Origin of the sequence: Rhodococcus sp. JS3073, assembly GCF_026810085.1 — a bacterium.
In the GTDB taxonomy this organism is placed as follows: Bacteria; Actinomycetota; Actinomycetes; order Mycobacteriales; family Mycobacteriaceae; genus Rhodococcus_F; species Rhodococcus_F wratislaviensis.
This window is the reverse complement of record NZ_CP113951.1, coordinates 4793207-4807530: the sequence shown is the minus strand read 5'-3', so window position 1 is coordinate 4807530 and position 14324 is coordinate 4793207. Positions and strand designations below refer to the sequence as shown.

Below are 14324 nucleotides of genomic sequence, written 5' to 3'. Positions count from 1 at the left end.
CAACAATGTCGTCGATAAACAAAGTTGACTGCGGATTTGTTGGTCTTCTACAGTCGATGACGTGCAAGTTGCCGAGTTGTCAGGCATTGAAGGCCAAGACCCGCTCACGTTGCTCGCCGGGCCGACCGAGTTCCTCAGTCAGCCGGTAGCCCTGACCGCTGTCTCCAAACTGGCAGAGATCCTCGAAGTTCAAGGTCGGCTCGTGACACAGCTGAAGTCGTCCATCCTGATCGTCCCGCGGGAGGCGTTGGAGAACGCGGCCAACTATGAATTGGACGTTGCCGCCCGTGTCGCAGCCGAGTCCGGAGTCGCCGGCCTCGTCCTGGTCGGGCTGAAGCGAGTGCCATCCACCGTGCGCCAACTCGCAGAAAGAACCGGCATCCGGATCTTCGGATGCGATGGGGACGTCTCAATCGTGTTGCTCGTACGAGTGCTCGACCAAATGATCGACGTCGAGCACTACCCCTCCATCGAACGCGCCCAGCGAGCGGTCGATGCCCTCAAGCGGGCAGCCCCCGAGGCATCGCCGGACGACATTCTCCGCAGCGTTTCAGCCCACCTCCCCTCTCCGATCTCTATCCGATGGTTCGGCGGCGAGCGCGAACCCGACAACGCCGAGCCGGTCACCCTCCAAGGCATCACCATGGGGTGGTTGACGAGCAAACCCGATCCGAGTTCATCCATCGTGCTGCCGTCGGTCGCGGCTGTGGTTTCAGACCGCCTGGGCAGAGGTGTCCGCACAACGGAGCGAAGAGGCGAAGTTGTCGCCGCAGTGCTACACGCAGCCGGCGGCGCGCGACGATTTGCCGAACAACACGCGCGAACATCCGGGGTCTCCCTCGATGCCCGCCACGCCTTCGCATGCATAACGGCGGTCGATACAAAAGGATCACCCCGGGGGTGGTCGGTCGACGGACGACAGCAGCAAGCGGTGGCGACCGTCGCACTTCGCGAAGTACTTCACCTTCCCACCGACGAGTGGCTCACGACCCATATCAACAACGACCTCGGGATCGTATGGTCACACCGCGACGACTCCGTCACCGATATCGAACCCCTCCGCGACGTCGCACGCGCGGTCGTCGATACCCTTACCAGCCGCTTTCCGGGATTTCGATTCTTCGCAGGAATCAGCTCGGACGAATCGGGAGCTGCAGGGCTTCGAACAGCAGCGGCGGAGGCACAGGCGGCTGCCCGCGCCGCTCAAGCGCGAAACCTCAGCGGCCAAGTGTTGAGCCTCGAGACATCACCGCTCGAGAGAATCCTGGCCGACCTCTCGACATCTCCCGTCGCCCACCGGACGCTGTATGACGCATTGTCAGAGGTCGACGACATTCCCACCCGCTCGAAGTACACGCTCATACAGACCCTGAGCACCTACCTCGACTGTCAAGGTTCGAAAGCCAAAGCCGCCGCGGTCCTCTACCTCCACCCCAATGCGATCAAGTACCGCCTCGAGAAGGCACTAGACGTTCTCGAGGAGACTCTGAACGACCGGGACAGGCGACTCGTATTGCAACTCGCGTGCCGCCTATGGCTAGCCGAACATGACGAATCCCAGTCGTCTGATCAGTCCGCTCAACCGAATATGTAGCCGAACGACAAGAGATCGCAGTTCTCTGTCGCTTTGCGACATGGCATCGAGTACACGCAAGGTTCACAGTAATTCCACGCTGGCGGGGCAGTTTCGGCCCGAGCGAGGAACGAGGAATCATGCAGATTGAAAACCTGCGCACACAGGTAAGCGCCTTGATGCCGGAAATGCTGGACCAGTTGTGCGCCGCCGTAGCGATACCGTCGGTTTCCCTGCCCGGCTACCCTCGCGAACCGATACGGGATATGGCCAACCACGCCGCTCAACTGCTGACGATCAGCGGAGCACCACGAACAGAGCTGATCGAGATTCCGCACGGAAATCCGGTCGTCTATGCCGACGTCCCCGGACCGGTTGGCTCCCCCACCGTTGTCCTGTATGCGCACTATGACGTACAACCGGCATCGCCGGCGCAAGGGTGGGCGACAGACCCCTGGACCGCCACTTGGGGGCAGGACAAACGACTCTATGGTCGCGGCGTCGCCGACGACAAATCCGGCCTCATTATGCATGCGGCGACGCTCCGCATCTTCGGCGGACACCCTCCAGTGAACCTGAAGATAATCATCGAGGGCGAAGAGGAAACGAAGAGCAACCTTGCCCAAGCGTTGCACAACGAGATGGGCTTGGAGAACGCGGCTGCCGTCGTCATCGCGGACATGGGCAACCTGAGCGTCGGAAAGCCGGCGATAACATGCTCCCTCCGCGGAGTCGCATCCTGCCTCGCAAGAGTCAAAACTCTTACTTTCGATACACATTCAGGACTTTTCGGTGGTCCAACTCCGGACGCGCTGACGGCGCTACTTCAGACGCTGTCTTCCCTTCATGATCAAACGGGGTCAATCGTGGTTGACAAGCTGACCACAGGCAATTGGCAGGACCCGAACGTCGACGAGAACTGGCTTCGCGCGAGTGCCGGCATCGAGGACAGCTCGTCGTTGAACGGAGTCGGACCGATCGCATCTCGGTTATGGACCAATCCCGCGATCTCGGTACTAGGCATCGATGTACCCAGCGTCGACGAGTCGTCGAACGTACTCCACGCAACAGCGACGGCAAAAATCTCAATTCGGACCGCACCAACCGCCGACTCCGACGAAGAGCTCACCGCCGTCATAGACCACCTCCGCAATCACAGGCCCCACTGGGCCGAGATCGAATTCGAACGTCTCGGCGCCGCTCGGGGACTTGCGCCTCAGGCACTCGACAGTGCGGTCTACTCGGTTGCACGCGAGGCGATGTCCGCATCGTTCGACGGCCATCCAACCGAAATGATCGGTTCGGGTGGGGCCGTACCCGCCGCGAACTTGCTCCGCGATATAGCTCCATCAGCGGCGACGATTCTGTGGGGTGCGGAAGATGTTGCCCAATCGCAAATTCACGGACCGAACGAAAGCATCGATCCCTTCGAGCTCGAGCGCATGATTCTGGCGCAATGCATATTCCTCGCTGACATGGGCAGCCGCTTCACCCGTAACGGCGTAACCAACGGTGTGAACCACACCTGACGAACTCACCACATTCGGCCAGATTGGCGGCCCAGAACCCGAAACCGATACCGATACCCCCAGGGGAGTGTCGCGCGCCGCTGGCCGTACCCAAACGAGAAAGGACCGCATCGTGCCGTACGCCATTCATCTCGAGGATGTCCTCGATCTCGCGATCTTGTGGGCACCCATCGGGGGGCCACCCCCTGAGCGGATCCGATCCGAATTTGGGATCGATGTCGCCGAATATCGACGACATCTGGCGACAGCCATACGCATTCAACAGCAACGATCGGCCGACCACTCCGACATATCTATTGAACAACTGTACGCCCCATCAGTCCTCACGACACTCGCGGAAGAGCTTCGGCGCGATTAAACTTCGCGGAAGAGTTGGAGCAAATCCAACTCGATAGCACGATGCGGCACGACCGATTCCCCAATTGATACAAGATTTCCCTCGAATTGAGAACGCGATGTCTGCAAGCAAACCCGAAGGATGCCAACCCGTAGACCGGACCGGCGGATCCATGCCCTCTGCGAAGGAGCCCTCGTCTGCGGAATTGGACGTCCACCGCTACCGTCGGCGGCGCGATCGACGACGACTGGCAGAACACCGCCGTGCGCAATTACGAAGCAGAATAACAGAAGTCGAGGATATTCTCACCTTTGCACGCAGGTGGGCTCACTTCGGTGGACCACCCGAGGAAGAAGTATTCATCAATTTTGGCATGCACACAGGTCGATTCACACAGCGACTTTGGCAAATCATCCGCGAGTCCGACGGCAATGACAGCGACGAATACTTACAACTGAGAAAAGCCTATCCGCCACCATATATTTCGACACGGCACCTTTAGACCCTTCATACCGCGCTCGCGAATGCGGCCGGCAATTGTTGGTGACGGTCGCCGCTTCTTCGCGTGAATCTATGCCCACCGCAGAATGATTTGGCTACCACCCGACATTCTCGGACCCCGACATGGTATCGAGACGGCCGCTACGGGATGGTGCTCATGCGTGCGAGTGTTGCTGATGCCAAGTCGGGCCATTCCGGTCGCCATCGCCCCGTGTCGAGATCTGAGCGGAGCGAGGACAGAATGGCGTCCACTTCCTCACCGGCATCGAGGACCACGCGCCACAGACCGTGTCGGGCGCACCGATCGAGCACCGACACCAGAGTCGATTTGGCTTCGCGCACATCCCCTGTAGCGAACTGGCACGCCGCCAGAAGCACCTCGGCGTGCAGTTCTGCTCTGGGCCGCTGCCAGACTCTGATGGATTGGACCAGGCTGTCCGCGCGCTCGTGTGCGGTACCGACGGTTGCTGGGTGTCTCATCATGCGTCTGATAAGGGCTGATTCGTTGATTTCCTCGGTAACCGTCGCTACTGTCGCCGGACGTGAAGTCCACGATCGTCGTGATCGTGATATCTGAGGGATCGGTCCACCAGGCAGTTGCGAGCGCGCCCGCTCGTTGTCGACGCAGGCGGCGAGCCTCGGCAACGATAGCGTTTGCGCCGCCTCCGCACCGAGGCGGAGCAAGTTCGACGCCCCTTCGAGATCACCGCGGACCATTTTCAGACGTGCGCCCGTCACATAAGTCGCAATCAACACGTCCGCGGCACCGACCTCGAATCCGAGCTGGTAGCTCTCTTTGAGCAACGTGTCGGCCTCGTCGAGCTGGTCCTTTTCATACAGGAGGGCGCCGAGCAGAGCACCAGCTAGTTGTGAGGCGTGCGAGTGAGGACCGGTCCCGCTCTCGGCGAGGACAAGCGCGTCTCGAAAGCTTCGTTCGGCAGCCGTGATGTCAAGTTGCTCGGAAGCGGCGATGCCTGAGTAACAATGTCCATAGATAGCACCGAACGACCCCTGGGCTCGAAGGTGATACGGCTCGGCCCAGCGCTGCCTTTGTCGGGCCTCGTCGAGATTGAACGTGTAGATGTCGACGAACGACGCCGCATTCGCTGCAACAGCAACCACCCAGGGCGGAAGTGTGTCGGGAGTTTCCAGACATGGGGTGACGAGTTCGGTGACGCCCTCGATGTGGTCGGCGTTGATTCTCGCTATTGCACGTATGGCACCCGCTTCGATGCGCAGAATTCTGGTGTCCTCTGCAGGCAGCGGGTCGCGGGCAACAATGTCATCGACCTTCCTCAGGGTTTCCTCTGCCTCATGAAGACGATGGAGGGAAACGTTCGCGCGTGCGACCGCGATCTGTAGGTGTGGATGGCGTGCTGTGACCGGTGCAGGGATTTTCGCCGCCAAACTCAACAGTGTTGCCATTCGTGAATGGCCGATCAGGTTGTGCGTTTCGGCTTCGATCAGGTCGGCAGCGAAGTCCTCGTTGCCAGACGCCAGTGCGTGATGTACTGCTTCGCCGAGCATTTGGCGATCGGCGTACCACTGCGACGCTGTGTAATGCAGGGTGCGGAGACGATCGGGTTCGTGCTGTTCGAGACGACGACGCAGGTAGTCGGCAAGCAGCGGGTTGCACCGATACCACGTGGTATCACCGTCGACCCGGGTGACGAACATGTCCTGGCGTTCTGCTTCCTCGAGCAGCGATTCGGCGCGGACGTCGCCGGTCAGCGCTGAGGCGAGCGCGCCGCTGACTCGGCCGGTGATCGACATCGCCTCGAGGAGCGAGAGTTGCGGCGCCGGCAGAGTTGAGACCACGGTGTCGGTGAGGTACTCGCTTATTGCGGGATGCCCGCCAGATATTCCCCGGAGCAGGGTAGCGGGATCGCGGTCCTGATGTATTGATAACGCCGCGAGGTGCAATGCTGCGGGCCAGCCCTCGACCGCGTGACTGAGTTGCATCGCCTCGCCTTCGGAAATGTCAACGCGGGCCCTTTCGAGAAGAAAGGAACGGGCCTCGGCATCTGTGAACCGGAGGCGGGTGTGGTCGATTTCCTCCAGTTCGTCGCGCAGTCGCATGGTGTTGAGGGGAAGCCCTTCTCTATTGCGGCTCGTGACTACTAAAGACAGCTGCTCGGGGCCATTCTCCAGCAGGTATTTGAGTGCTGATGCTGTGTGGGTGTTCCCGATGTAGTGCCAGTCCTCGAGAACGAGGACGAGCGGCGACCCGCCGGCGTGCACGTCGTTGATGAGGCTGGTGAGAACGTAGCGCTCCGCGCGTTCGGCATGTTCTTCGAGGACTTGTCGCGCCGATCGGGCGATGGTCGGCCGAACATGGCGGATGGCTTCGATCACATGCGCGAGGAACCATATGGTGTCGTTGTCATCCGCATCCACGCTGAGCCATGCGACGTCAGTTCGGTCCTTTTGCAGGGTTTTCGCCCATTGTGCGACGAGCGTGGTCTTGCCGTATCCGGCAGGCGCGTGGATGAGAGTTAACCGCCGACGGGGTGTGTCACGCAGTAGTTCGAGGAGCTGTCGGCGTTCGATGGCGGTGCGTGTAGGCCGGGGAGCAAGGAATTTTGTGATCGCCGACGGCGGTAGCGTCAGCGCGGGGTTGGGTGTCGTGACCGTTCTCGAGGGAACCTGGACGGAACGGACCGTCCGCGAGGTTTCGGTCGTCGTGAATGGCAGCGCCATGTCGTCGACTTGCAGTCCTGCCCGTTCCTCGACCTCACGGAGAGTCTCGCCGAGTTCGACCGCGCTCGAGAACCGATCGGCCGGCTCTGGTGCCATCGCAATCTCGACGCACGCCGAGATATCCTCGGGGATACCAATTTGACGCAGGTCGGGAATTGGTTCGGTGGTGATTCGGACGAACTGCGCGATCATGCGCTCGCCACTGCGCCGGGCGAATGCGGCATGCCCGGTGAGCAGGCAGAACATTGTTGCTCCGAGGCTGTAGATGTCGGCGGCTACGCTGGGATCCTCACCGCGGAATATCTCTGGCGCAGTGAAGCCGGGTGATCCGTTGATGGAGCTTCGGGTGGTCTGGAAGCCTCCGACCATTCTGGCGATACCGAAATCGCACAGTTGCGGTTCGTTGTAGTCGGTGCGCAGTATGTTCGCGGGTTTGACATCACGATGAAGGATCTCGAGGTGATGTGCTGCTGCCAGCGCACCAGCGGTCTTCACCCCGATTCGCAGGACCTCCGCCGGAGGTAGTGGACCGTTTAGTTTGACCATTTGCTCGTAGGAGCCCCCGGCATAGAAGGGCATGACGATGTACGGATGCCCGGCCGCTGTCGTGCCGACGTGGAAAACGTTGACGATGTTCGGGTGGCCGGAGAGCGTGCCCATGGCGTGCTCTTCACGGAGAAACCGTGCGAGGTTCCCTCCATTGATGTCGGTGGAGAGCACTTTGATGGCGACCGAGCGGTTGAGAACCCGCTCGTGACAGCGGTAAACAACACCGAACCCACCGCGCCCAACCTCTTGGGCGTCATCAAAACCCTCATGCTCGAGTTCCGCCGCGAGCCCGGACTGTCGTTCGCCCTCGGAAAAGCGGAAATCGGAGTCGGCGCCCATATCCTCACCTCGTCATCAGAGGTCACGATACTCCCGAGCCGACTGCCGCAAGATGCCTCTGATACCGGTCGTGGTGGGCGCAGACGTGCGGGGCTGCGGCGGTTGCAGTCATTGCCCGCCCGCCGTGAGCGCTGGCGAAGACTGGTTCTGCAGCGTTCGGCCGTGCGAGTACTGGTCCGCATGACCTGATGCATCGCCGCGCAAACTAGCAACATCCGGGGAGGACTCGGCGGTGGAAAACAAAAAGACCAGTCCCCTCCTTCATGCTGTGAAGTTCGATCCGTCGACGAGCACGTGTGTTCGAACTCCGTATCCCCTCACCGGCCGACGATTCCAGCGAAACGCCAAGACTTCATGAGCCGATCGGGGATCGGCGCGCCAAAACTATCCGGCGCTCGCCTCGAGCATCCGACGCAACCAACTTCCCCGCTTTCCTTGGCTGCTGTGGTGTTGTTTAGCAGCTCTTACGCTCAGGACCACAAGGTCGGTCGCTCCAGCACTTTCAGTCGTCCGCCCGGTCGTGCAAGGTTGATTCAGCAGTTACCCACGAGTCCGGAAGGGTTGGAGAATACGGTGACATCACTAGACACTCAAGACGCCGCCACGGTGACGTACCGACCCCAATCGTGCGTGGTCACCGTTTCCACGAAGGAGTCGACGACCACCGGTATCAGCGGGTTGCTGGGGTTCCGACGGTGAACCAACGCGACCGTGCGACGCGCCCAGGGCGAGTGCAGCGGCACGATGGACACAGTCGGGTGATCGAGGATTCCCAGTGCGGGGACGATTGCCACTCCGAGTCCGGCACCGACGAATTCCGTGACGAGGTCGTAGTATTCGGTTCTGAGATTCAGCTCGGGGACGAATCCCATATCCGCACAGATGCGGTACATCGTCAGCTCACCGGCAGTGCCGGCGCCGCTCGAGATCCACTGCAACGTGCTGGCACGCTCGATGTCCGTCGCCTCATGAATCCCCTCGTCGGAGGGGCTCAGGAATACCAGATCCTCTACGATCAACGGCTTTTCGACTACCGCATCGGACCATCGCTGCTGCAGCGCCGCGTACTCGTAGGTGAACGCGATGTCGAGTTCGCCGGATTCGATCATGGGCACGGTGTCCTTCGGCTCCCCGATCCGAAGGGACACCTCCACTGCCGGATGAGTCTCACGCAAGTTCGACAACGCCGACGGCAAAATGCGTGCACCCGCGGTCGGGAAGCATCCGACGCGGAGACGACCGGTACGGCCGGTGGCGATCCCCCGCACGTCGGCGTCGAGTTCGTACAGCTCGGCCAGAACTCCCCGAGCGCGCTCGGTCAGCATTCTCGCCATCTCGGTGATCTTGACGCCACGCGCCTCACGATCGAAAAGGCGCATACCGGATGCTCTTTCGAGCGCCTCCATTTGCTGCGACACCGCCGAGGCCGTGTATCCGAGCTCGCGAGCCGCCGCCGCGAACGATCCGGTCTCGGTCACCACTTCGAGTGTCCGCAGATGAACTGGGTTGAGCATGTCGCGTCATCCTTCGAGTCGAGAACAGACGTCCACGATATCGCCGACGGCCGGAACCGGTCGACGGTCAAACACTACGCAGCACAGGAGCACACCGATCATGACCGACCTACTCTCGCAGATCGACGACTGGGGTCCCGAGAAGGTGGTGGTCGTTTCCGACCGCCGCTCGGGCATGAGGGGCGTGCTCGTCATCGACAACACGGCCCGGGGAATCGGTAAGGGCGGAACGCGGATGAGCCCTACCGTCACCGTCGGCGAGATCGCACGCCTCGCACGGGTGATGACGTGGAAATGGGCAGGCGTCGACATGTTCCACGGCGGTGCGAAGGCGGGAATCGCCGGCGATCCGCACGCAGCGAACAAGGAAGAGATCCTCCGGGCCTTTGCCCGCAAGCTTTCCAACGAAGTACCACGCGAGTACGTCCTCGGGCTCGACATGGGACTCACCGAGAACGACGCGGCCATTTTTCAGGACGAACTCGGCGACCGCGGCGCGGCGGTCGGCAGTCCGCACGAACTCGGCGGTGTTCCCTACGATCAGCTCGGTGTGACCGGCTTCGGTGTCGCCGAGTCCGCTCAGGTCGCCGCGGAACGCCGGGGCGTCGACCTCGGGAACGCACGGATCTCCATCCAAGGCTTCGGCGCGGTAGGTTCCGCCGCGGCCGAACGCTTCGCCGCGTTCGGATCCACGATCGTGGCCGTGTCGACGTCGGTGGGCGCCCTTCACGACCCGAATGGCCTCGACGTCGCTCTGCTGCTGAAACTGAAAGCTGATTTCGGTGATCACCTGGCCGAGCACTACCCGGGCGCGACCGTCCTGCCCGCAGGGCGTGAGATCTTCGTCGACTGCGACGTCCTGGTCCCTGCCGCGTTGCAGGACGTCATCGACGAACAGTCGGCCCGCGAGGTCAAGGCCACGCTGGTCGTCGAAGGCGCCAACCTGCCTGCCAGCCCGCAGGCACTGAAGGTGTTTGCGCGCAACGACGTACTGGTCGTTCCGGACTTCGTCGCCAACGCCGGAGGAATCGTGGCGGCCGGTGTCGCCATGGAGGCCCGTTACTCCCCGTTCCGCCCGGAGGGGAAGGCCGTACTCGACCTCGTCTCCCAGCGCCTCCGGGCCAACACCAGCGAAGTCCTCGACGAGGTCGCGGCGCACGGCGCCCTGCCACACGACGCCGCTCGTCGCATCGCCCAGTCGCGGGTGCGTGCCGCAATGGTGGCGCGAGGTCAGATCCGCGCGAACGCATGACAGGGACACCGATCGGAGCATGAGAAGTATGACCGTAATCCCCACCTGGCAGCTGAGGGCGCGATTCGCGGCTGCTCTGTCCTCGATGTACGGCCGTGAGGTACCGGCCTACGCCACACTCGTCGACGTGTGCGAGGACATCAACACCGCCGTCGTCGCCGGCCGCGACGACGCGGAGCGGCTCGGCGACATCGGCCGGGTGACGGCCGAGAGACACGGCGCGATCCGCGTGGGCACTCCCCGGGAACTCCGTGAGGTCGGCACGATCTTCGCCGGTTTCGGTATGCACCCCGTCGGGTTCTACGACCTGCGCGACGCAGCGCGGAGCGCAGTTCCGGTCGTGTCGACGGCCTTCCGGCCGATCGACGCCGACGAACTCGCACGCAACCCGTTTCGGGTGTTCACGTCGATGCTCGCGGTCGACGATCGCCGCTTCTTCTCCGAAGACCTGCAGAGCCGGCTCGAGACGTTCCTCGGCCGACGCACACTGTTCGGCGAGGAACTACTCACGCTGGCCGAGCGTGCCATCGCCGAACGCGGTCTTCCCTCCGCCGAGGCCGATACGTTCGTCCACTTGGCGACCTCCGCATTCGAGTTGTCGTCCGAGCCGACCGATCGTGCGTGGTACGCCGAACTGGAGCAGGTCTCGGCCGTCGCCGCCGACATCGGCGGAGTCACCCGAACCCACATCAATCACCTGACCCCGCGCGTCCTGGACATCGACGAGCTCTACACCCGGATGCAGCGACGGGGCCTGAAAATGATCGACCAGATCCAGGGCCCGCCGAGATGGACCGGCCCCGACGTTCTGCTCCGGCAAACCTCGTTCCGGGCCCTCGCGGAGCCCCGCAAGTTCCGTGAATCGAACGGGGAAGTCGTCGACGGCACGCTGCGGGTGCGCTTCGGTGAGGTCGAGTCGCGCGGAATCGCGCTCACTCCCCGCGGCCGGGAACGGTACGACGCGCTCATGGCGGAGACGGATGCCGCCGCACGCAACGGTTCGTCGTGGCAGGACGCCGGCCGGTCGGTGTGGGACGCCTCCGACTTCCCCACCACGGAAACAGGTCTCGAGGAGGAGGCGCTCGCGTATTTCACGTACCGCGTGGGCGACGTGCACTCCCCCTCCGGGGTGGCGGATCGCGATCCGGCCGCACTGGTTCGGTCGGGAACGCTGGTGGCCACTCCGATCGTGTACGAGGACTTCCTTCCGCGCAGCGCGGCCGGGATCTTCCAGTCGAACCTGTCCGGCAACGGCACGAAAGACAGCACGAACACCGGCGCCGACTACACCATCGACTGGTTCGCAGGCGCTCTCGGACGGGAAGTGCACACCCCCGAGGCGCTGTATCGCGCGCAGCAGGACGCCTCGCTGCGAGAAAGTCTGACGCAGCTCGGAATTGAACAGGGTGTCAACTCCCGCTAGTGGCGAGGCGACTCCTTCACGTCTGACCGAATGTTCGAACACATGCCGTTCGGCGTCACACGTGCGGAGTCACGGGATGGCAACATATCTGGTCGGCAGGTAGTGGATGCGCTCGACGGCACCACTACCTGCCGGGACAGACGCACTGCACATTCGAGAGGGCTTGTGATCATGACCAATTCCCCCGCCGGCGAATACCCGCTGGTGCGTGCTCGATGAGCACGACGAGGACCGGTGTCGCCGTGATAGGTACCGGCACCATGGGCTCCGCAATCATGTGGAGACTGTCGGAGCGCGGTGTTCCTGTCGTGGGTCTCGAGCAGTTCACTCCCGGGCACGATCGTGGCTCCGGGCACGGCGAGTCGCGCATCTTCCGGACTGCATATCATGAAGATCCCGCGTATGTCCCTATGCTCCGAGCCGCACTCCGTGGGTGGAGGGAACTCGGTGAGCAGATCGGCGAACCCGTCCTGACGATGACCGGGGGCCTCAGCATCGGCCCCTCGACCGGCGTGATCGTGGGTGGCTCCCTCGAAGCAGCCAAGGTGCATGCCCTCACCCAGGAGATTCTCGACCCGGCCGAGTTCGGTACCCGGTTTCCTGCTCAGCGTTTACGGGAGGGAGATACGGCCCTGTGGGAGAAGGACGCCGGCGTGATAAGGCCGGAGTTGGCGATCACCGGTGCCGTGCGCCGTGCGTGCGAACTGGGGGCCTCTGTGCGTACCGGGAGCCGCGTCCAGGGTATCGAGGACGGTCCCGGTGACACGGTGCTCGTGCGGCTCGAGGACGAGGTCATTCGAGCCGACCACGTCGTGGTCGCGGCCGGCGCCTGGATTCCGGGCCTTCTCCCTGCCGCCCAGTTCCCCTTGACCGTGGAGCGCAAGATCCTCGCATGGTTCCCGGCCGACGATCCGACGCAGTTCGGGCCGGACCGGTTCCCGGTATTTCTGAGGGACAGTCCGGAAGGGAGGTGGTACGGCTTCCCCAGCATGGACGGCGAGACGGTCAAGATCGCGCTCCATCTCGGCGGGCGCGAGACCGACCCTGACGAGTTGGATCGTGTGGTCCACGACGAGGACACCGCTCCGTTGCGGGACCTCGTTCGTCGCTATCTGCCTGGATTGCGTTCGCGCCCGGTGCGGGCGGCGGTGTGTATGTACACGAACACACCCGACGGGCATTTCGTCATCGGAAATCCACCCGCATACAGGAACGTGACGGTCGTTTCCGCGTGCTCTGGTCACGGTTTCAAATTTGCACCGGTGATCGGGGAGATCGCCGCCGATCTCAGTTGCGGATCGACCCCTGAATTCCCCTTGGAGTTGTTCGACGTCAACCGATTCGCGGAGTGACACACCGGTACGGTGTTCGCGCGGTTCCGAATCGAGGGGGAGGGCCGTCGGCCCTCCCCCTCGCCGGTTAGGCGGAGAAGTACTCCGGGGGTGCCGTCGAATCGAGTGCCAGTGCCACAGCCGCACGCGCGGCGACGGGACCGACCAGGTTTCCCGTCCCGTTGTACGCACCGATGGCGATGACGCCGGGAAGAACCTCGGAGCAGAGGGGACGGCCGTCGGTGGTGTAACTCACGGACGCACCCCATCTCCGAACGACGTCGACGGGCTTGCCCGCCATACGTTCCGCTACTCGTTCGATGTAGCCCTGGACGTCCGGAGTTGGTGAAGTGTCGAATGTCCACTCGGTGTCGACGAAACGGTCTCGCCCGCCGCCGACGAACAGGCGCCCATCCTTCGCTTGCTGGGCGTAGTCGTATCCCCAGCGTCCGTACACAGGACACGGCAGGCGCTCGGGCAGCCCCGGCGCCGTCCCGAGCATTTGCAGGCGTGCCGTCCGGACCCGCCCCTGCAAGTCCGGGAGGACTTGTTCGAGTTTGCCGTCCACCGCGACAATGACGACAGGTGCACTGACCGAACCGTGTTCTGTTGTCACCCTTCCACTCTTCACGGAGGTGACTGCCGAGTGTTCGTACAGGCCGGCCCGGCCCCGAAGGAGTGACGCCAGCCCCAGAGCTCGGCGAGAGGGGTTCATGGCCGCGTCGTCGGGCAGAAACAGGCCGCGCCCGAGCTCGCCGTCGTATTCTTCGACAGCGATGTCGTTGTCACGCAGCACCTTTGCCAGTGCTGCGCAATCCGCGAGTTCCGCGACACGGTCGGCGGCCTCGGCGTCGTCGGCAGGTTCGCCGGGCAATCCCGCGAGGCGAATGGAGCCCGTCCGCGCGATGACCTCCGGACCCAGCATCTCGGCAAGCCGGTCCAACTCGAGAAGAGTTGCACGATAGAGATCGACCGACGACGTCCCGCAGGTCGAGAGGGACGAGTGGAGGAACGTCGCCGGGCCGCCCAGGAGGAAGCCGCCGTTGCGCCCCGCCGCGCCGGCCGCGACCCGCCCGGCGTCGACGCCGACAACCTGCAGCCCACGTTCGACCAGGGCGCCGATCGCCGCGAGACCCGACCCGCCGAGGCCGACGACACACACGTCGGCCGTGACGTTCTTTTCCAACACCGGAAGACCGTTCCACGACGCGACCACCGGGTCGTCGTCCCACGCGCTCACCGAGTCCCACTGGGTGCCGGATCGAAGATTCGTCAT

General features: G+C 63.0%; 8 protein-coding genes. 5 read left to right on the top strand and 3 right to left on the bottom strand.

All coding sequences use genetic code 11. The features are described 5' to 3' along the window. Positions 1 to 61 precede the first annotated feature (61 nt). Entirely contained in the window at positions 62 to 1594 is a 1533-nt protein-coding gene (locus tag OYT95_RS21745) for a PucR family transcriptional regulator (protein WP_268789018.1), read from the top strand. Between the two features lie 119 nt (positions 1595 to 1713). Next, complete coding sequence (locus OYT95_RS21740; protein WP_268789017.1) at positions 1714 to 3102, top strand: M20/M25/M40 family metallo-hydrolase; 1389 nt, start codon at positions 1714 to 1716, stop codon at positions 3100 to 3102. A gap of 979 nt (positions 3103 to 4081) precedes the next feature. Here OYT95_RS21740 and OYT95_RS21735 read toward each other — a convergent pair. Both OYT95_RS21735 and OYT95_RS21730 read right to left on the bottom strand, forming a co-directional pair. Next, complete coding sequence (locus OYT95_RS21735) at positions 4082 to 7528, bottom strand: serine/threonine-protein kinase (RefSeq protein WP_268789016.1); 3447 nt, start codon at positions 7526 to 7528, stop codon at positions 4082 to 4084. 590 nt (positions 7529 to 8118) lie between these two features. Then, positions 8119 to 9042, bottom strand: coding sequence for a LysR family transcriptional regulator (locus tag OYT95_RS21730; RefSeq protein WP_268789015.1), 924 nt, complete (start codon positions 9040 to 9042; stop codon positions 8119 to 8121). A 100-nt stretch (positions 9043 to 9142) separates the two neighbouring features. Here OYT95_RS21730 and OYT95_RS21725 point away from each other — a divergent pair, with 100 nt between their 5' ends. The 3 genes from OYT95_RS21725 (at position 9143) to solA (ending at position 13069) form a co-directional block, all read left to right on the top strand. After that, positions 9143 to 10294 carry a Glu/Leu/Phe/Val family dehydrogenase gene (locus OYT95_RS21725; RefSeq protein WP_268789014.1) on the top strand — a complete coding sequence of 384 codons (1152 nt, stop codon included), beginning with the start codon at positions 9143 to 9145 and terminating at the stop codon, positions 10292 to 10294. Positions 10295 to 10322: 28 nt separating this feature from the next. Further along, the gene (hglS, locus tag OYT95_RS21720) at positions 10323 to 11717 is read left to right on the top strand and encodes a 2-oxoadipate dioxygenase/decarboxylase (protein WP_037242716.1); all 1395 of its coding nucleotides are present in this window, start codon (positions 10323 to 10325) and stop codon (positions 11715 to 11717) included. A gap of 215 nt (positions 11718 to 11932) precedes the next feature. Further along, on the top strand, positions 11933 to 13069 hold the full coding sequence (solA, locus tag OYT95_RS21715; RefSeq protein WP_268789013.1) for an N-methyl-L-tryptophan oxidase: 1137 nt from the start codon (positions 11933 to 11935) through the stop codon (positions 13067 to 13069). Positions 13070 to 13136: 67 nt separating this feature from the next. Here solA and OYT95_RS21710 read toward each other — a convergent pair whose 3' ends face one another. Then, positions 13137 to 14324: an NAD(P)/FAD-dependent oxidoreductase gene (locus OYT95_RS21710; RefSeq protein WP_268789012.1), complete on the bottom strand. Its 1188-nt coding sequence runs from the start codon at positions 14322 to 14324 to the stop codon at positions 13137 to 13139.